We start from the raw sequence: 17259 nt of genomic DNA, 5'->3' as shown, positions 1-17259 counted from the left end.
AGGACAGCGAGGACTGCGGAAGAGGAGGACTGCCCATGGTCACGGTCGCCCAGGTGCTCGGCCTGCCCGGGCTCGGGCTGGAGCCCGTCGTCGAGGCGGCCACCGACCTGCCGGTGAGCTGGGTGGTGACCAGCGAGCTCGCCGACCCCACCCCGTACCTCGAGGGCGGAGAGGTCCTCCTGCTGACGGGCCTCCACACCTCCGCCCGGGCGCACTCCTGGACGGAGTACGTCCGCCGGCTCACGGACCGGGGCGTGGTGGCGCTGGGCCTGGGCGTTGGCGGACGGCTGTCCTACCTCCGCGTGCCCGACGCGCTCGCCGCGGCGTGCCGGGACGCCGGGCTGACCCTGTTCCGGGTCCCCGAGCGCACGCCCTTCCTGGGCATCATCCGCGCCGCGGCCGAGATGCGGGCGGCGGAGGCGCGCACCGCCCTCGAGGCGATGCTCTCCGAGCAGCGGCGCCTGACCCGGGCCGCGGTGGGGCGGAACGGCCCGGCCCGGGTGGTCCGCACGCTGGTGTCGGTGCTCGGCGGCGGGTGGGCGGGCGTCTGCGCGGCGGACGCCCGGATCGTGGAGCGCTCCGGCCCCGGGCTGCCCGAGCTGCCCGCGGGCCGGACGCTCCCCGAGCTCCTCGACCGGCTGCGCCCGGCCGGGCTGCGCGGGTCCCTGAGCGAGTCCGGCCCGGCCGGCGCGGTGGTCGTCCACCCCCTCGGGGTGGACGGCGCCCCCCAGAGCTACCTCGTGGTGGTCCTGCCCGGCCCGGTCGACCCCGTCCGGACCGGCGTGATCGCCACCGCCGTGGCCCTGCTCTCGCTGCACGCGGAGCGCGCGGCGGAGCAGGCGCTGTTCCGCCGCCGGGTCCGTGCGGGGGCCCTCGCCCTCCTGCTCAACGGCGAGGTGCGCTCGGCGGACGCCCTGCTGGGGGTGGCGGACGACACGACGTGGTCGACGGCGCCCCGGGTGCGGGTGGCCCGCCTGCGCGGCGGCGCCGAGGAGCTGCGGGACGGCGTGCGACGCCTCGAGGCGCAGGCCGCCCACGGCGCGAGACCGGTGCTCGTCGGGGCGCCGGCCACGGAGCCCGGCGGCGAGCAGACCGTCGCGGTGCTGCTGGAGGACCTCCCGGAGCGGCTCGCCGAGGTGCGTGCCGCCGCCGAGGCCTCCGGGCTGCGGGCCGGCATCGGCGGCCCGGCGGCCGTGCACGAGACGGACGCGAGCGACCGGGAGGCCCGCGAGGCGCTGGAGCGCACCACGGACCGCCAGCGCGTCGGCACGTGGGACGACCTCGTGGCGGGCGGCGTCGCCGGGCTCCTCCCGCCCGAGACCGCCCGGGCCTGGGCGCGGCAGCTGCTCGGCCCCGTCGACGGGGCCGGGCGGCTGTCCCTGCTGCGCACGTTCCTCGCCCACAACGGCAACCGGAGCGGGACGGCCGAGGCCCTGGGGATCCACCGCAACACCCTGCAGCAGCGGCTGCAGGAAATCGAGGAGGCGCTCGGCCGGTCCGTGGACGACCCGCAGCTGCGCGCGGAGCTGTGGATCGCCCTGCGGCTGTCCGACCGGCCCGACCGAGCGACGCCGTAGCCCGCCGTCGTTCCTCTGTGCACTGTGCACGACGACGTCACGAAGATTCAGCATCCTGCTGGGTCGCCCCGGCGCTAGCCTGGAGCAGTCGGGGGACCGTGGCGGCCCCTCGGCGCCGGCTCCGCCCCGGCTCGGCGTCACCCGGTGACGACGTCCCCGCGGGGGAGCCCGTCCGGAGTCCTACGATGGACGGGCGGGCCCAGTGCTGTCGCCCGCCCGTCCGACGAACCCCCTGACGCAGCGCAGCGCCACCGGTGCCCGGTGGCCCGGCGCGCGTCGAGAAGAGAGGCTGATACATGAGCACCACGGACAAGGCCCCCGCGGCCACCGGCATGAAGGACCGCATCGAGGCGGTCCTCGCCAAGACCCCCACGGGACTGCTGATCAACGGTCAGTGGCGCGACGCCTCGGACGGGGGGACCTTCGAGGTGGAGAACCCGGCCACCGGCGAGGTCATCGCAACCATGGCCTCGGCCACCCGCGAGGACTCCCAGGCCGCGATGGACGCCGCCGCCGACGCCCAGGAGTCCTGGGCACGCACCCCCGCCAGGGAGCGCTCGGAGATCCTGCGGCGCGCGTTCGACCTCGTCCAGGAGCGCGCCGAGGACCTCGCCCTGCTGATGACCCTGGAGATGGGCAAGCCGCTGGCCGAGGCCGCCGGTGAGGTCAAGTACGGCGGGGAGTTCCTGCGCTGGTTCGCCGAGGAGGCCGTGCGCGACTACGGCCGCTACCTCGACACCCCCGAGGGCAACCTGCGGATGCTGGTCACCCACAAGCCCGTGGGCCCGTGCCTGCTGATCACCCCGTGGAACTTCCCCCTGGCGATGGCCACCCGCAAGGTCGCCCCGGCCGTGGCCGCCGGCTGCACCATGGTGCTCAAGCCCGCCCGACTGACCCCGCTCACCTCCCAGTACTTCGCCCAGCTCATGCTCGACGCCGGGCTGCCCGCCGGGGTGCTCAACGTCGTCTCCTCCAAGTCCGCCGCGGCGGTCTCCGAGCCGATCATGGCCGACCCGCGCCTGCGCAAGGTCTCCTTCACCGGCTCCACCCCGGTGGGCAAGCAGCTGATGAAGCTGGCCACCGACAACGTGCTGCGCACATCCATGGAGCTCGGCGGCAACGGGCCGCTGATCGTCTTCGAGGACGCCGACATCGACAAGGCCGTGGCCGGCGCCATGGCCGCGAAGATGCGCAACATGGGCGAGGCCTGCACGGCCGCCAACCGGCTGCTGGTGCACGAGTCGGTCGTGGACGAGTTCGTCGAGAAGATGGCCGCGAAGATGGCCGCGCTCACCGTGGGCAACGGCGTGGACGACGGCGTGAGCGTGGGCCCGATGGTCGAGGCCAAGGCCCGGGACTCCGTCGAGGAGTTCGTCACCGACGCCGTCGAGCGCGGGGCGAAGGTCGTCGTCGGCGGGGCGCGCGTGGACGGGCCCGGCTACTTCTTCCAGCCCACCCTGCTGCGCGACGTCCCCGTCGACGCCCGCGCGGTGACCGAGGAGATCTTCGGCCCCGTGGCCCCGGTCGTCACCTTCAAGGACGAGGACGAGGCCGTGGCCCTGGCGAACTCCACCGAGTACGGCCTGGCCTCCTACGTGTTCACCGAGAACATCTCCCGCGGCCTGCGCATCGGCGACCGCATCGAGTTCGGCCTCATGGGCCTCAACGTCGGGGTGATCTCCAACGCGGCCGCCCCGTTCGGCGGCGTCAAGCAGTCCGGCCTGGGCCGCGAGGGCGGGGCCGAGGGCCTCCACGAGTACACCACCACCCAGTACATCGGCGTGGAGAACCCCTGGGCCAACGTCCCGAACCCCGGCACCGGCACCCCCGCCTGAGGTCCTGACCCGCGTTCCCGCACCGGGACGGCGGTCGTCGCAGGCAGCTGCGGCGGCCGCCGTCCCGTGCCGGGGCACTCCCGCCCGGCGCCCCCGACCGTTCCGTCCCGTCCTCACCGTCCCGTCCTCACCGTCCCGTCCCCACCGAAAGGAGATCTCGTCGTGACCGAGATCCAGTACCGGCTCGAGCAGGTCCGTCGCCTCGACGGCGCCCTCCCGGGCCCCAAGTCCCGCGAGCTGTCCGAGCGGCGCGCCGCGGCCGTCGCCTCCGGAGTCGCCTCCTCCGTGCCCGCCTACGCCGCGGACGTGGACGGCGGGATCGTGCTCGACGTCGACGGCAACCAGCTCGTCGACCTCGGGTCCGGCATCGCCGTGACCAGCGTGGGCGCCTCCGCCCCCGCCGTGGTCGCCAAGGTGCAGGAGGCCGTGGCGCACTTCACCCACACCTGCTTCATGGTCACCCCGTACGAGGGCTACGTGGCCGTCGCGGAGAAGCTCGCCGAGCTCTCCCCCGGCGACCACCCGAAGAAGGCCGCGCTGTTCAACTCGGGCTCCGAGGCCGTCGAGAACGCCGTGAAGATCTCCCGCGTGCACACCGGCCGCCAGGCCGTGGTCGTGTTCGACCACGCCTACCACGGGCGCACGAACATGACCCTCGCGATGACCGCCAAGGTGATGCCCTACAAGCAGGGCTTCGGCCCGTTCGCCGGCGAGGTCTACCGCGTGCCCGTGTCCTACCCGTTCCGGGACCCGGAGGGCATGACCGGCGCCGAGGCCGCCCGCCGCGCGCTGCTCCAGGTGGAGAAGCAGGTCGGCGCCGAGAACGTGGCCGCCGTCGTGATCGAGCCCATCCAGGGCGAGGGCGGGTTCATCGTGCCGGCCGACGGCTTCCTGCCCGCGCTGTCCGAGTGGTGCACCGACAACGGCGCCGTGTTCGTCGTCGACGAGGTCCAGTCCGGCATCGCGCGCACCGGCGAGTGGTTCGCCGTGGACCACGAGGGCGTCGTCCCCGACCTGATCACCGTGGCCAAGGGCGTGGCCGGCGGCATGCCGCTGTCCGGCGTGGTCGGCCGCGCCGAGATCATGGACTCCGTCCACGCGGGCGGCCTCGGCGGCACCTACGGCGGCAACCCCGTGGCCTGCGCCGCCGCCCTCGGCGCGCTGCAGACCATCGAGGAGTGGGACCTCGTGGCCCGCGCCCGCCGGATCGAGGAGATCATCCGCGAGGAGCTGGCCCCGGTGGCCGAGGAGACCGGCACCGTGGGCGAGATCCGCGGCCGCGGGGCCATGATGGCGCTGGAGTTCGTCCGGCCCGGCGGCACGGAGCCCGACGCCGACGCCGCCAAGGCGATCGCCGCGGAGTGCCTCGCGCAGGGCGTCATCATCCTGACCTGCGGGACCTTCGGCAACATCGTGCGCCTGCTGCCCCCGCTCGTCATCGGCGAGGAGCTGCTGCGCGACGGCCTGCAGGTGCTCGCCCAAGCCGTCCGCAACGCGGCGGCCTAGGCCAGCTCGAGGAGTCTCGTTCAGCACCACCCTCACGCCGAGGGGTCTCGTTCGCACGGTCAGTCAGTCACATTCCGTCCGGACGAGCCCCCTCGGCGCGGCGGGCGGCCGGTCGCGACCCCTCGCCCCGCGCACCCCGGCTCGGCCCCGTCACCGGCGGTGCGCGACCCCCATGGCCTCCCACACCAGGGCGACCGCCACCGGCACCCGGCCCCGCGTCGTCGTCGTGTGCCGGTGCAGGTCGTGAGCGCAGATCCGGAGCTCCCGCCACCCCGCCGACTCCGTGGCCCGCAACCGCCTGATGTCCAGCACTCGCTGCTCCGCCCGGTCGTGGTGGGCACCCTCGTACTGCAGGCTCAGCCGGTGGCTCTCCAGGGCGAGGTCGGGCTGCGCCAGCAGCGTCCCGTCCGGCCCCAGCAGCGGATGGTCGAGCACCAGGCCCCGGATCCCGTGGTCCTCGAGCAGCAGCCGCAGCCGTGTCTCGCCGGGCGAGTCCGACCCCACCCGCATCCGCTCGACCGCGGCGCGGGCCGTACGGATGCCACGCCGCCCGGCGTGCGCCCGCACCCCGGTCTCGAGCTCGTCCGGCCGGCACACCGCGGCCACGGCCCGGCGGATCCCGTGGCGGTGGGCGTCGACCAGCCCGTCGGCGAGCACCACTGCCTCCGTCACCGTGAGCTCGGCGCAGACGTCAAGGAACGTGCGCACCGGTGACGTGACGGCCACCCCGTGGACGCGGACCACCTCGTGCGGACCGAGGCGTCCCCTCCGGCAGACGACGCCGGGCCGCCTCAGGGCCCTCGAGTCGTCGGCGCGCGTGAGCCACAGCTGCGAGGACCGCTGCCAGGGGTCAGGAACCCGCATCCGGTGGAGCAGTGCCGCGGAGCGGTGGCTGATCACCGTCCCCGGATACCGGCGGGTCAGTGCCCGTGCCGCTTCCAGCAGCGGAGCGGGACAGCCGGCGGGGACCCGCACTCCCCTGCCGACGGGACTGGTGAGGTCGGAGTCCCGGAGCCGGTGCTCCGCGACGCCCAGGGCGAGTGCCTCCTGACGTGAGAAGCCGATGCCACGGAGCTCGGGCGGCAGGGGCACGGGGTGTCTCATGCCGGGAGCATGACCGCCGGGGACGGGCGGAGGAGGGCGCGAGCACACGGAGTGGCGCAGTCCTGCCCTCCCGGACCGTCATCGTGCCCCGGTGGAGTGCGGTTGCGCCGCCCGGCATTCTGCGGCCCCTCCAGGGCGAGGGGGCGGGTTCTGCACGTCGCCATCACCGACGGGTCGCTGCCGGACCCCCGCGACGCTGTTTCCCACCGAACGCGACCCCTCGCGCCCCGGGAGCGCCGAACGCGACCCCTCGCGCACGGCGGGAGGTCAGCCGGAACAGCGCTCCTGCAGGCCTCTGACCTCCTGGACCACGCTGATGAAGGAGCGCTCGCCCTGCTGGAAGCCGGCGACGGCCTCACGGACCGAGGTGAGCTGCCCGGACAGCTCGTCCGGGGCGGTGGCCGCGAGCTCGTCGACCTCGGTGAACAGCCCGGCGGGATCGTCCCGCAGCTGCTGCGGCGCGGTGCGCACGGTCTCGAGCACGCGGGCGCACGTCTCCTGGACGGTGGCCGGCGAGGCCCCGCCGGAGGCCGTGGGGGCGCTCGCGGCGGCGGACGCCGTCGCATCCGGCCCGGCGCCGGCCGCACTGTCCCCGTCGGAGGAGGAGGACGAGCAGCCGGCGAGGGCCAGGAGCAGGACGGACGCCGTCGCCGCGCGGATCGCCGCGGGACGAGGCGCACAGGCGGTGGGCACGGGGGTCTCCTGCGGGTCGGGGAAGATCGGGAACCGGGGCGCGCGGGCACGCCCCGGACAGCCGACAGCCTACTAGCCTGGGCTCAGCGCCCTGCGGAGCCCCGGACGGGGACCGCGCGACCGTCGGACAGGAGCCTGCCGTGACCTCGATCGGAGACCTCAGCGCCGTGCAGCTGCGGGACGCGCTCGCGCGCGGCGAGCTGGGCGCGATGGAGACCGCCGAGCACTTCCTGGCCAGGATCGAGGCGCGCAATCCGGCCCTGGGGGCGTTCGTCCACGTCGCGGCGGACCTCGCCCTCGACCGGGCGCGCGCGCTCGACGCCCTGCCCGCCGGGGCCGCCCGCGGAGCGCTGCACGGCGTGCCGCTCGCGGTGAAGGACCTGCACGACGTCGCCGGGATGCCCACCGCCTACGGTTCCGCCGCCGTGGCCGGGCGGCGCGGCGGCGCGCCCGTGGCGGAGGCCGACGACGACCTCGCGGCCGTGCTCGGCGCGTCCGGGGCGGTGTGCCTGGGCAAGACCCAGGTGCCCGAGTTCGGCCTCAACTGCTACTCCGAGAACCTCGTGGCCCCGCCCGCCCGGAACCCGCACGACCCGTCGACGGGGGCCGGCGGCTCCTCGGGCGGCCAGGCGGCGGCCGTGGCGGCGGGGCTGCTCCCGGTGGCGCCGGGCTCCGACGGCGGCGGGTCGGTGCGCATCCCGGCGGCGGTGTGCGGGCTGGTCGGGCTCAAGCCCAACCGCGGCCGGGTGCCCACCGCGGACGCGCAGTCGGACGCCGCCCAGCTCGTGGTGAACGGCCCTCTCGCCCGCACGGCCGAGGACGCGGCGCTGCTGCTCGACGTCCTGTGCGCCCCCGCGCCCGGCCCGGCGCACGGCAACGTGGTGCGGCGGGCGGTCCGCGCCGCCCCGCAGGGGTCCTTCCTGGACGGTGTGCGCGCGGCCCGGCGGGGCGACCTCCCGTGGGGGGACCGGCCGCTGCGGATCGGGGTGAGCACCGCCTCCCCGTTCGACGCCGTCCAGGACATCGAGGTCTCCCCGGAGGCCCGCGCCGCCCTCGACGCGGGCGTCGCTCTGCTGCGGGCCGCCGGGCACGAGGTCGAGGAGGCCGAGCTGTCCTACGACCCCGAGTACCCGGGGGCCTTCTTCGACGTGTGGACCACCTCGATGGGCACCGCCCCGCTGGACGACGAGCAGGCGGGGAGGCTGACCGGCCTCGCAGGGGCCTTCCGCGCCCGCGCCCTGCGCCGGTCGGCGGTCGAGCTGGCGCAGGCCGTAGGGGTCCTGCGCCGGATCGAGCAGGACGTGGTGCGGGCCTACGGCGCCTGGGACGTGGTCCTGACGCCCGCGCTCGCCATGACACCGCGGCCGCTGGGCTGGTACTGGGAGGGCTACGACCTCGCGGACCCCGCGGGCGCGGACCAGGACTACCGGCGCCAGTGCGGGTACACGCCGTGGACCTCGGTCGTGAACGTCGTGGGCCTGCCCGCCGTGACCGTCCCGACGCTGTGGACCCGCGCGGCGGGCGACGACGACGGGCCCGTCGTGCCCATGGGCGTCCAGCTCATCGGCCGCCCGAGCGCGGAGGCGCAGCTGCTCGCCGTCGTCGCCCAGCTCGAGGACCAGGGCCGCCCCGGCCCCCGCGCCACCGCCTAGGAGTGGCCCAGGGCCTCCTCCTCCGAGTCGGGGTCGTCCGGATCGGTGGCCGCCTGGGGGTCCTCCTCCGGCTCGAAGCCGGTCGCGTTCTCGTCGGTGGTCAGCCCGATGCCCTGCTCGTTGTCCGGGACGGTGCCCTCCGGGCCCTTGCCCGAGCCCTCGGTCGTCCCGCCGGGTGCGTCGCTCATGGTGTCCCTGCCTCCTCGTTCGGTCCTGCCCTGTCTGGTGCCCTCATCCTGTCCCACCGGCCGCGATTCCTCCACCCCCGCGCGGGCCTCCCGCGCGGCACGGAGCACGAAACCTGGCGACCCGATCGCGTGCCAGCCTCCGCGGGCCCGCCGCCCGGCGGTAGGTTGGGCGCCATGACCAATCGTGCGGGCACCGTCGCCCAACCCAGTGACCTCGTCGACCTCGGCAAGCTCCTCGACGCCTACACCGACGTCGTGCCCGACCCCTCGGACCCGGACCAGCGCGTGGCGTTCGGCACGTCCGGGCACCGCGGCTCGTCCCTCAAGGCCTCGTTCAACGAGCAGCACATCGCGGCGATCACGCAGGCCATCGTGGAGTACCGCGCCGGCCAGCGGATCACCGGCCCGCTGTTCATGGGCAAGGACACCCACGCCCTGTCCGGGCCCGCGCAGGACACCGCGCTCGAGGTGCTGGCCGCCAACGAGGTCACCGTCCTGCTGGACTCCCGGGACGGCTACGTGCCCACCCCGGCGCTGTCCCACGCGATCCTGACCCACAACGCGGGCCGGGCGGAGGCGGTGGCCGACGGCATCGTCATCACCCCCTCGCACAACCCGCCCGGTGACGGCGGCTTCAAGTACAACCCGCCCAACGGCGGCCCCGCGGACTCCGACGCCACCGAGTGGATCGCCCAGCGGGCCAACGAGTTCCTCGAGAACGGCATGTCCGGGGTCCGCCGGGTCTCCCTGGAGCGGGCGCGGGCGGCGGAGACCACGGGCGCCTACGACTTCCTCGAGGAGTACGTGCGGACGCTGCCGGAGGTCGTCGACCTCGACGTGGTCCGGGACTCCGGGCTGCACATCGGCGCGGACCCCATGGGCTCGGCCTCCGTGGCGTACTGGGGCGAGATCGCCCAGCGCTTCGGGCTGAACATGACCGTGGTGAACCCGCAGGTGGACCCGCAGTGGGCGTTCATGACCCTCGACTGGGACGAGAAGATCCGGATGGACTGCTCCTCCCCGAACGCCATGGCCTCCCTCATCGGCAACCGGGACAAGTACGACATCGCCACCGGCAACGACGCCGACACCGACCGCCACGGCATCGTGACCCCGGACGCGGGGCTGATGAACCCGAACCACTACCTGGCGGTGGCGATCGACTACCTCTTCCGCGAGCGCACCGGCTGGTCCCCGGACGCCGGGGTCGGCAAGACCCTGGTGTCCTCCTCGATCATCGACCGGGTGGCGGCCTCGCTGGGCCGCGAGCTCGTGGAGGTGCCGGTGGGCTTCAAGTGGTTCGTGCCCGGCCTGATGGACGGCTCGATCGGCTTCGGCGGCGAGGAGTCCGCGGGCGCGTCCTTCCTGCGCCGGGACGGCTCCGTGTGGTCCACCGACAAGGACGGGATCATCCTGGCCCTGCTGGCCTCGGAGATCACGGCCCGCACCGGCAAGACCCCGTCCCAGCGCTACACGGAGCTCACCGAGGAGTTCGGCGCCCCGGTCTACCAGCGCATCGACGCCCCGGCGAGCCGGGAGCAGAAGGCCGCCCTGAAGAAGCTCTCCCCGGCCCAGGTCGAGGCGGACACCCTGGCCGGCGAGCAGATCACGGCGAAGCTCACGAACGCCCCCGGCAACGGCGCGGCGATCGGCGGGCTGAAGGTCACCACGAAGAACGCGTGGTTCGCGGCCCGGCCGTCCGGCACGGAGGACGTCTACAAGATCTACGCGGAGTCGTTCCTCGGCGAGGAGCACCTGCAGCAGGTCCAGCGGGAGGCCAAGGCGCTGGTGGACGGCGTCATCTCCTGACGGGCCCCGGAGGCGGTCCGGGCCGGTCCCGGGGCCGGACCCAGACCGCCTCCGCGGCGAGGACGTCCACCTCGACGACGTCCCCGTCCAGCACCACGGGCACCGCGCGAAACCGGTGCTCGCCGAGCACGAGCTCGGTGCCCGGCCGGATGCCGGCGGTTCCGAGCCGGCGCAGCACGGCCGGATCCGCGTCCGAGACCCGGGCCACCACCACGGGACTGCCCGGGGCGACGTCGGCGAGGAGCACGGCCGGGGCGGACGGCACGGTGCCGTCCCGCCGCGGGATCGGGTCGCCGTGCGGGTCCCGCTCCGGATGGCCCAGGAGGGCGTCCAGCCGGGCGACGAACTTCTCGCTCACCGCGTGCTCGAGGACCTCGGCCTCCTCGTGCACCTCGTCCCAGGAGTAGCCCAGGTGGCCGGTGAGGAACGCCTCGAGGATCCGGTGGCGCCGCACCATCTGGACGGCGACGTCCCGACCGCGGTCGGTGAGGACGATCCCGCCGTGGGCGGGCCGGCTCAGCAGCCCCTGCGCGGTGAGCTTCTTGACGGCCTCCGACACGGTGGACGGGGACAGGCCCAGCCGCTGGGCCAGCCCGGTGGTGGTCACGGCGTCCGAGGACCACTCCTGGGCCAGCCAGACCGTCTTCAGGCAGTCCTGGACGGACCGGTTCACTTCTTCCGCGCGCACTCCCCCAGGCTAGCGACCCGCAGACGGCGCCGCCCGGCGCCGACCCCGGGCGGGCGGACCGGGGCGCATTGTGCACCCTGCGAGCCCCCGGCACGAGGAGAACCCGCCCGGACGCCCCGTGTTGCGAAGTGTGACGGATCCCGGGACCTTCCGGGGGCAGGAGCCTAGCCTGGCAGGAGTGCCCGAGCGGCGACGACGCCGCCCCGACCCGACGGAAGGAACCCCCATGTCGCTCCACCTGCTCGAGATCGTTCCCGCCTCCGCGTCCAAGGACGCCGTGACCCAGCTCATCGCCACGGTCTCCGAGGCCGTCTCCGCGGCGGGCGCCGAGTTCATCGAGTCCCAGGTCACGGCAGACCACGGACGGGTGTTCGTGATCGTGGAGGCCGACAGCGCCGAGGGCCTCGCCCAGACCGTGCGCACCGCCGCCGGGGACGCCGCCGCGGAGGTCACCGGCCCCGACGCCGTCCGCCTCGTGGGCGCCGAGCTCGACGACATCAAGAAGCTCAAGGGCGACGCGCAGTACCTGGTGGAGTGGGACATCCCCGCCGAGATCACCATGGAGCAGTACCTGGCGCGCAAGAAGGCCAACTCCCCGAAGTACGCCGAGGTCCCCGAGGTCTCCTTCCTGCGCACCTACGTGCGCGAGGACACCGCCAAGTGCCTGTGCTTCTACAACGCCCCCGACGAGGCGGCCGTGGAGCGGGCCCGCCAGGCCGTGGGCACCCCGTTCGACCGGCTGTTCAAGCTCAACGTCTGACGGGCCGCAGCACACGACGACACGGCGGTCCCCGCGAGCCGGGGGCCGCCGTGGTGCTTCGACGCCCGGGCCCGCCCGCCGAGCGGACGAGCCCCGCCCCGCACTCCCCGGCAGAACGGAAGACCATGACCCAGTCCACGCGCTCCCCGTCCACGGCCGGCGGGCCGGACCCCGAGAGCCGGCCCCTGCTCGCGCCGCTCGTCGACTACCCCGAGCACGAGTTCGTCCGCCGCACCGCCGCGGCGCGGGCCCGCGACGTCGACACGGCCGCCGCCTCCCCGCTGGGGACCCTGCGCGAGCTGGGCGCCCGGGGGCTCCTGGACCTCGGCCTGACCGGGTCGCTGGCCCCGCAGGCGGCCGTCGTGTTCGACCTCGCCACCGAGTGCACCGCCACGGCGTTCTCCCTGTGGGCCCACCGGGCGACCGTCGAGTACCTCGCCGCCACCGGGACGGAGATCCCCGCGGACGTGCGCTCCGGGGCCGTGCCCGGCTGCTCGGCGATGGCGCCGGCCTTCAAGGACGCCGCCGGCATCGGCGAGATCCCCGTGACGCTGACCGCCGGCGCGGCGGGACCGGTCCTCGACGGCACCGTGCCGTGGGCCTCCAACCTGTACCCCGAGGGCGTCGTGGTCCTGCCCGCCGTCCGGGAGGACGGCACCCGCGTGGTGGTCCGGACCCGGGTCTCGGCACCGGGGGTGACGGTGCGCCTGCTCGAGAACCTGATGGCGCTCAACGCGACGGCCTCGGGCGTTCTCGTCCTCGAGGGCGTGGCCGTCGACCCCGCCGAGGACCTGCTGAGCGAGGACGTCCCGTCCTTCCTCGCCGCCGTCCGCGGCCCGTTCCTGCTGCTGCAGACCGCCTTCTGCCTCGGCCTCTCGGCCGCCGCGCTGACCGCCGCGCACGAGGCCCTGCAGGGCGTCGCCGAAGTGTTCCGGGAGGAGCTCGAGGAGGCGACCGCCGAGTACCGCCGCCTGCGCGCCGACCTCCTGCGTCTGGCGGAGGCGCCCCGGGAGACCGCCCCCCGGGAGCTGTTCTCCCTCAGGCTGGACGCCGCGCTGCTCACGGGCCGGGCGACCCGGATCGAGGGGAAGGTCGTGGGCGGGCGCGGCTACGCCATGTCCTCCCCCACCGCCCGCCGGGCCCGCGAGGCCGCGTTCCTGCCCGTGCAGTCCCCCACGGAAGGTCACCTGCGGTGGGTGCTGCAGAACCTGGCCTGAGCCCGGCCGCGCCGGCGCTCACCGTCCGCGGGCTGCGCAAGAGCTACCCGGGGGCCTCCGCGCCCGCCCTCGACGGGGTGGACCTGACCCTGCGCAGCGGCGAGACGTTCGCGGTGCTGGGCCCCAGCGGGTCCGGGAAGTCCACGCTGCTGCGGGCGATCGCGGGGCTCGAGCCCCTGGACGGGGGCAGCATCGAGTTCGGCTGCGCCGATGAGCGCTTCGCCGTCGTCTTCCAGGACCCCGGGCTGTTCCCCTGGCTGTCGGTGCGCCAGAACATCGCCCTCGGCGGGCGATACCGGCGCAACCGGGACCGCTTCGAGGACGCCCGCGTGGACGACCTGCTCGAGATCCTCGGCCTGGTCCCGCTCGCGCACACCCCCGTCCAGGAGCTCTCCGGCGGGCAGGCCCAGCGGGTGTCGGTGGGCCGCGCGCTCGCGGTGCGCCCCGACGTGCTGCTGCTCGACGAGCCGTTCAGCGCCCTGGACCCGGCGACCCGCAAGGACCTCCAGCTGTGGCTGCGCGGGCTCGCGACCGAGCTGGACCTGACGGTCTTCCTCGTGACCCACGACGTCGACGAGGCGATCACCCTCGGCGACCGGATCGGCTTCTTCGCCGGTCCGCGCGGCTTCCGCCGGCAGTGGGTCCCGGCGCAGGACGGCACGACGGCCGAGCAGATCCTCGCCCACTACCGCGGGGCCGACGACGGCTCCGGGAACTGGGTCATATGAGCGCCGGCGGGCCGAGCCGGCGGGTCCTGCTGCGGGCCGGGGCGGGGGCCGCGGCCCTCACCGGGCTCGGCTGGGGCGCGGGCTCCCTCTACGCGGACAGCCAGCAGGAGGCGCGCGGCGCGGCCGACCCGGAGCGCCCGGTGCGGATCGGGTACCTCCCGATCACGGACGCCTCCCCCCTGCTGGTCGCCCACGCCAACGGGTACTACGAGGACGCCGCCGTCCCGGTGGCCGACCCCGTGCTCTTCCGCAGCTGGTCCTCGCTGTCCGAGGCGTTCGTGGCGGGCAAGGTGGACGCGATCCACCTGCTGATGCCCATGGCCCTGTACATGCGCTACGGGCTGCGGGCCGACGTGCGGATCACCGCGTGGAACCACACCAACGGCTCCGCCCTGACGGTCCGCCCGGACGTGGCGGAGATCGCCGACCTGGCCGGGGAGTCCGTGGCGATCCCGGCGTGGTGGTCCGTGCACAACGTGGTGGTCCAGAAGCTGCTGCGGGCCGCGGGCCTGACCCCGGTGATGCGCGAGAACCCGTCCCGGGAGCGGCGCACGGTGGCCCTGCTGCCCATGGCGCCCTCGGACATGCTCCCCGCGCTGAACAACGGCGTGATCGGCGGGTACGTGGTGGCCGACCCGTTCAACGCCGCCGCGGAGGCGCGGCAGGTGGGGCACATCCACCGGTTCCTCGGCGACGTGTGGCGGGACCACGCGTGCTGCGTGACCATGATGCGCGGCGAGCTCCTCCGCAACCGTCCCGCGCACGCCGCGGGGTTCATGGACGCCCTCGTCCGGGCCCAGGCCTGGGCCCGGCAGAACCGCCCCGAGACCGCGGCGCTGCTGGCCGCCGGCTACCTCCCCCAGCCCCGGCCCGTGATCGAGCAGGCCCTGACCTACTCCGCCGCCGCGCACGGGGACGCCCTGCACCACCCGGACTGGCACGGCGAGCGCCTGGACTTCCGGCCCTACCCGTACGCGAGCTTCACCGAGGAGCTGGTCCGCGCCATGCAGGACACCGTCGTCGACGCCCCGGCGGGGTTCCTCGACGGACTGGACCCGGCGCTCGTGCACCGCGAGCTCGTCGACGACACGCTCGTGACCCGCAGCATCGAGAAGGCCGGCGGCCTCGCCGCCTTCGGCATGACCGGCACCACCCGGACCGAGGAGATCAGCGCATGAGCGCGCCGCACCCCGCCCCGCACGACACCCCGGCGTCCCCCACCGACCTCGACGACGCCGCCCGCGGCGCTCCGGCCGGGACCGGCCCGGCGGGCCCCGCCCCGGCGCGGACGCCCCGGCGCACCGGGTCCCGCTGGACCGGCCCGGCCTGGGGGGCCTTCGGGGTGCTGGTCACGATCGCCGTGTGGTGGGCGTTCACGCACGCCGCGGCCGGGGCGAACACCATGATCGCCTCCTTCCAGCCCGAGCGCATGCCCGGTGCGGTGGCCTCGCTGGCCGAGCGGGGGGTGGTGGTCCAGGACGGCCTGACCAGCCTGTGGCGCCTGCTGTGCGGGCTGGCCGTGGCCACGGGCCTGGGCGTGCCGCTGGGCCTGCTCATCGGCTCCTACCGCCGCTTCCGGTGGACCAGCGCCCCGGTGGTGCAGTTCCTGCGCATGGTCTCTCCGCTGTCCTGGGCGCCGGTGGCCGTGGCGCTGCTGGGGGTGGGCAACGCCCCCGTCGTCTTCCTCGTGGCCGCCGCCGCGGTCTGGCCGATCACCATGAACACGGCCGCTGGCGTCAAGGCCCTGGACCCGCTGCACCTGCGGGTCGCCGAGACGCTCGGGGCCACCCCGGTCGAGCGGCTGCGCACCGTGGTGCTGCCCAGCATCCGGCCGTTCGTCATGACCGGGGTGCGGCTGGCCCTGGGGATCTCGTGGGTGGTCATCGTGCCGGCCGAGATGCTCGGGGTCAGCAGCGGCCTGGGCTACGAGATCCTCAACGCCCGGGACCGGCTGGCCTACGACGAGATGCTCGTGGTGATCCTCGTCATCGGCCTGCTGGGCATGGCGCTGGACCAGCTCGCCCAGTGGCTGCTGCGCGAGCCGGGACCGCGCCGCTGAGCCTCAGCGGGCCCGGAACCGGGCCCGCTTGTGCGAGCCGTCGCAGAACGGCTTGATGGACGACGCCCCGCAGCGGCACAGCGCCACGGTGGCGCGCCCGGGGTCGATGGGCCGGTCGTCGCCGTCCAGCAGCTCGTAGCCCCCGCGCACCAGCAGCGGGCCGTCGGGGCACACGGTGATCGTCGCCGCCGCGCCGGACCCGGCAGCAGCGGCCGGTCCGGGGTCGGGCACCGGCGCAGACTCGGGCACGGGCTCGGCGGCCGGGGCGGGGCCCGGGACCGCCCGGACGTCCTCGGGGCGGTGCGCCGCGCTCACCGGACGAGCTCCGCGGCGCCGCGCCGGGACGGCTCCGCCGCGGCCGGGCGCAGCGCGGACTCCCCCGCCTCCCACCGCGCGAGCGCGTGGCGGGCGGCGAGCGCGTCCAGGTGCAGGACGCAGCGCGCGCCGAAGAAGACGTCCGCCGCGACGGCGGGCTCGTCGACCACGAGGCCGCCGGCCATGTCCCGGGCCGCGATCTGCTCGTGGGCGGCGTCGGCCTCGACGTGCTCGTCGTAGAACGCCGCCGCGGCGGGCAGTCCCAGGCGGTGGAAGCCGCGCGCCAGGAACTTGGAGGGCACCGACGACGTCATCTCGTACATCGCCAGGTGCCCCACCACCGCGCCGCGCAGCCGGCGGTGCAGACCGAACATCGTGACGGTGTTGACCCCGGCGAGCCACTCGGCGGGCACCCGGTCCACGGCGCTGCCGTAGGAGTCGTCGAGGCCGGCCTCGCGCATCCCGGCCGCGAACAGGGCCGAGTGCATGCGCGCGGCGTCGCCGCCGCCGTACTCGTCGACCTGGATCTCGATCAGTCCGGCCTTCGCCCGGCCGCTCAGCCGGGGGATGCCCCAGGTGTGCGGGTCGCCCTCCATGAGCTGGTAGACGGACTTCAGCTGCAGGAACTCCCGGGCCTGCCCGGCGTCCGCCCGGCCGGAGAGGTGGCGCGCGAGGCTCGGCCCGTCGTCGTCGGCGGCGATGGCGAACAGGGCGTCGGCGACCGCCTGCGGCGTGCCGGGCACGGTGTCGGCGGGCAGCTCCGCGCGCAGCTCGGCCTCGAGCGCGCCGGAGAGGACCTCCCGCGCGCGCAGCAGCTCGGGGTCGCTCTCCCAGCGGTCGTCGACCCCGTCGACGCCCTGGTAGTGCAGGGCGTGCAGGACGAACAGGCTGAGCTGGACGTCGTCGTCGGCGAGCACGCCGTCCGCGCGGGACACGGCGGCGCGGGCGGCCGCCGGCAGCGCCCCGGCCCGGGCCTCGGCCCCGGGGGTGCCGGGCTCCTCCCGGAGCACCGCGAGGAGGTCCTCGCCGAGCGGCCCTCGTGGCTGTGGCTGACGCATGTGTCGACTCCTGTCCGGACGCGGGGGGTGATCGCCCACCATCATAGTTTCCATCACCGTGCTGATCATA

At 75.1% G+C, this 17259-nt stretch carries 16 protein-coding genes; 10 read left to right on the top strand and 6 right to left on the bottom strand.

Features of this window, described 5'->3' with window-relative positions:
* The first annotated feature begins 35 nt into the window (after positions 1-35).
* The 3 genes from ACP7CD_RS15430 (at position 36) to gabT (ending at position 4918) form a co-directional block, all read left to right on the top strand.
* On the top strand, positions 36-1577 hold the full coding sequence (locus ACP7CD_RS15430; RefSeq protein WP_426120577.1) for a PucR family transcriptional regulator: 1542 nt from the start codon (positions 36-38) through the stop codon (positions 1575-1577).
* 296 nt (positions 1578-1873) lie between these two features.
* On the top strand, positions 1874-3412 hold the full coding sequence (locus tag ACP7CD_RS15425) for an NAD-dependent succinate-semialdehyde dehydrogenase (protein WP_017832060.1): 1539 nt from the start codon (positions 1874-1876) through the stop codon (positions 3410-3412).
* 162 nt (positions 3413-3574) lie between these two features.
* On the top strand, positions 3575-4918 hold the full coding sequence (gene gabT, locus ACP7CD_RS15420; protein WP_426120576.1) for a 4-aminobutyrate--2-oxoglutarate transaminase: 1344 nt from the start codon (positions 3575-3577) through the stop codon (positions 4916-4918).
* A gap of 150 nt (positions 4919-5068) precedes the next feature.
* On the opposite strand, the gene ACP7CD_RS15415 is transcribed toward gabT, so the two are convergent.
* Both ACP7CD_RS15415 and ACP7CD_RS15410 read right to left on the bottom strand, forming a co-directional pair.
* Entirely contained in the window at positions 5069-6010 is a 942-nt protein-coding gene (locus ACP7CD_RS15415) for a hypothetical protein (protein ID WP_426120575.1), read from the bottom strand.
* A 279-nt stretch (positions 6011-6289) separates the two neighbouring features.
* Positions 6290-6715 (bottom strand): hypothetical protein, encoded by a 426-nt coding sequence (locus ACP7CD_RS15410; RefSeq protein WP_426120574.1) that lies wholly within the window; start codon positions 6713-6715, stop codon positions 6290-6292.
* Between the two features lie 140 nt (positions 6716-6855).
* On the opposite strand from ACP7CD_RS15410, the gene ACP7CD_RS15405 reads away from it, so the two are divergent.
* Positions 6856-8367: an amidase gene (locus ACP7CD_RS15405; RefSeq protein WP_426120572.1), complete on the top strand. Its 1512-nt coding sequence runs from the start codon at positions 6856-6858 to the stop codon at positions 8365-8367.
* On the opposite strand, the gene ACP7CD_RS15400 is transcribed toward ACP7CD_RS15405, so the two are convergent.
* Positions 8364-8555: a hypothetical protein gene (locus ACP7CD_RS15400; RefSeq protein WP_109268626.1), complete on the bottom strand. Its 192-nt coding sequence runs from the start codon at positions 8553-8555 to the stop codon at positions 8364-8366. The two genes, ACP7CD_RS15405 and ACP7CD_RS15400, sit on opposite strands and share 4 nt — an antisense overlap.
* A 174-nt stretch (positions 8556-8729) precedes the next feature.
* Between ACP7CD_RS15400 and pgm the strand changes: the two genes are divergently transcribed.
* Complete coding sequence (pgm, locus tag ACP7CD_RS15395) at positions 8730-10364, top strand: phosphoglucomutase (alpha-D-glucose-1,6-bisphosphate-dependent) (RefSeq protein ID WP_229588182.1); 1635 nt, start codon at positions 8730-8732, stop codon at positions 10362-10364.
* Here pgm and ACP7CD_RS15390 read toward each other — a convergent pair.
* Positions 10354-11037, bottom strand: a complete 684-nt coding sequence (locus ACP7CD_RS15390) for a metal-dependent transcriptional regulator (RefSeq protein WP_035925962.1) — start codon at positions 11035-11037, stop codon at positions 10354-10356. The two genes, pgm and ACP7CD_RS15390, sit on opposite strands and share 11 nt — an antisense overlap.
* A gap of 241 nt (positions 11038-11278) precedes the next feature.
* On the opposite strand from ACP7CD_RS15390, the gene ACP7CD_RS15385 reads away from it, so the two are divergent.
* From ACP7CD_RS15385 to ACP7CD_RS15365, 5 genes are all read left to right on the top strand, one after another.
* Positions 11279-11812 carry a DUF4242 domain-containing protein gene (locus tag ACP7CD_RS15385; protein ID WP_017832068.1) on the top strand — a complete coding sequence of 178 codons (534 nt, stop codon included), beginning with the start codon at positions 11279-11281 and terminating at the stop codon, positions 11810-11812.
* A gap of 125 nt (positions 11813-11937) precedes the next feature.
* Positions 11938-13029 carry an acyl-CoA dehydrogenase family protein gene (locus ACP7CD_RS15380; RefSeq protein WP_109268624.1) on the top strand — a complete coding sequence of 364 codons (1092 nt, stop codon included), beginning with the start codon at positions 11938-11940 and terminating at the stop codon, positions 13027-13029.
* Positions 13005-13757, top strand: a complete 753-nt coding sequence (locus ACP7CD_RS15375; RefSeq protein ID WP_241975670.1) for an ABC transporter ATP-binding protein — start codon at positions 13005-13007, stop codon at positions 13755-13757. Before ACP7CD_RS15380 ends, ACP7CD_RS15375 begins: the two co-directional genes overlap by 25 nt.
* Positions 13754-14935, top strand: coding sequence for an ABC transporter substrate-binding protein (locus tag ACP7CD_RS15370; protein WP_426120570.1), 1182 nt, complete (start codon positions 13754-13756; stop codon positions 14933-14935). Before ACP7CD_RS15375 ends, ACP7CD_RS15370 begins: the two co-directional genes overlap by 4 nt.
* Positions 14932-15816 carry an ABC transporter permease gene (locus tag ACP7CD_RS15365; RefSeq protein ID WP_081994338.1) on the top strand — a complete coding sequence of 295 codons (885 nt, stop codon included), beginning with the start codon at positions 14932-14934 and terminating at the stop codon, positions 15814-15816. Before ACP7CD_RS15370 ends, ACP7CD_RS15365 begins: the two co-directional genes overlap by 4 nt.
* A 3-nt stretch (positions 15817-15819) precedes the next feature.
* On the opposite strand, the gene ACP7CD_RS15360 is transcribed toward ACP7CD_RS15365, so the two are convergent.
* Together ACP7CD_RS15360 and ACP7CD_RS15355 are read right to left on the bottom strand one after the other, a co-directional pair.
* On the bottom strand, positions 15820-16131 hold the full coding sequence (locus ACP7CD_RS15360) for a CDGSH iron-sulfur domain-containing protein (RefSeq protein WP_109222238.1): 312 nt from the start codon (positions 16129-16131) through the stop codon (positions 15820-15822).
* On the bottom strand, positions 16128-17189 hold the full coding sequence (locus tag ACP7CD_RS15355) for an iron-containing redox enzyme family protein (protein ID WP_426120568.1): 1062 nt from the start codon (positions 17187-17189) through the stop codon (positions 16128-16130). The genes ACP7CD_RS15360 and ACP7CD_RS15355 overlap by 4 nt, the downstream gene beginning before the upstream one ends.
* Between the last annotated feature and the right edge of the window lie 70 nt (positions 17190-17259).

This window comes from Kocuria sp. LHG3120 (genome assembly GCF_049897445.1).
Lineage (GTDB): Bacteria > Actinomycetota > Actinomycetes > Actinomycetales > Micrococcaceae > Kocuria > Kocuria rosea.
The sequence above is the reverse complement of the archived record's forward strand: the minus strand, read 5'-3'. Positions and strand labels throughout refer to the sequence as shown.

Bases quoted from the DNA above. Each gene is read 5' to 3' on its own strand.
- ACP7CD_RS15370 (WP_426120570.1), top strand. From the start codon at position 13,754: ATGAGCGCCGGCGGGCCGAGCCGGCGGGTCCTGCTGCGGGCCGGGGCG.
- ACP7CD_RS15380 (WP_109268624.1), top strand. From the start codon at position 11,938: ATGACCCAGTCCACGCGCTCCCCGTCCACGGCCGGCGGGCCGGACCCC.
- ACP7CD_RS15400 (WP_109268626.1), bottom strand. From the start codon at position 8,555: ATGAGCGACGCACCCGGCGGGACGACCGAGGGCTCGGGCAAGGGCCCG.
- ACP7CD_RS15385 (WP_017832068.1), top strand. From the start codon at position 11,279: ATGTCGCTCCACCTGCTCGAGATCGTTCCCGCCTCCGCGTCCAAGGAC.
- ACP7CD_RS15430 (WP_426120577.1), top strand. From the start codon at position 36: ATGGTCACGGTCGCCCAGGTGCTCGGCCTGCCCGGGCTCGGGCTGGAG.
- pgm (WP_229588182.1), top strand. From the start codon at position 8,730: ATGACCAATCGTGCGGGCACCGTCGCCCAACCCAGTGACCTCGTCGAC.
- ACP7CD_RS15355 (WP_426120568.1), bottom strand. From the start codon at position 17,189: ATGCGTCAGCCACAGCCACGAGGGCCGCTCGGCGAGGACCTCCTCGCG.
- ACP7CD_RS15365 (WP_081994338.1), top strand. From the start codon at position 14,932: ATGAGCGCGCCGCACCCCGCCCCGCACGACACCCCGGCGTCCCCCACC.
- ACP7CD_RS15425 (WP_017832060.1), top strand. From the start codon at position 1,874: ATGAGCACCACGGACAAGGCCCCCGCGGCCACCGGCATGAAGGACCGC.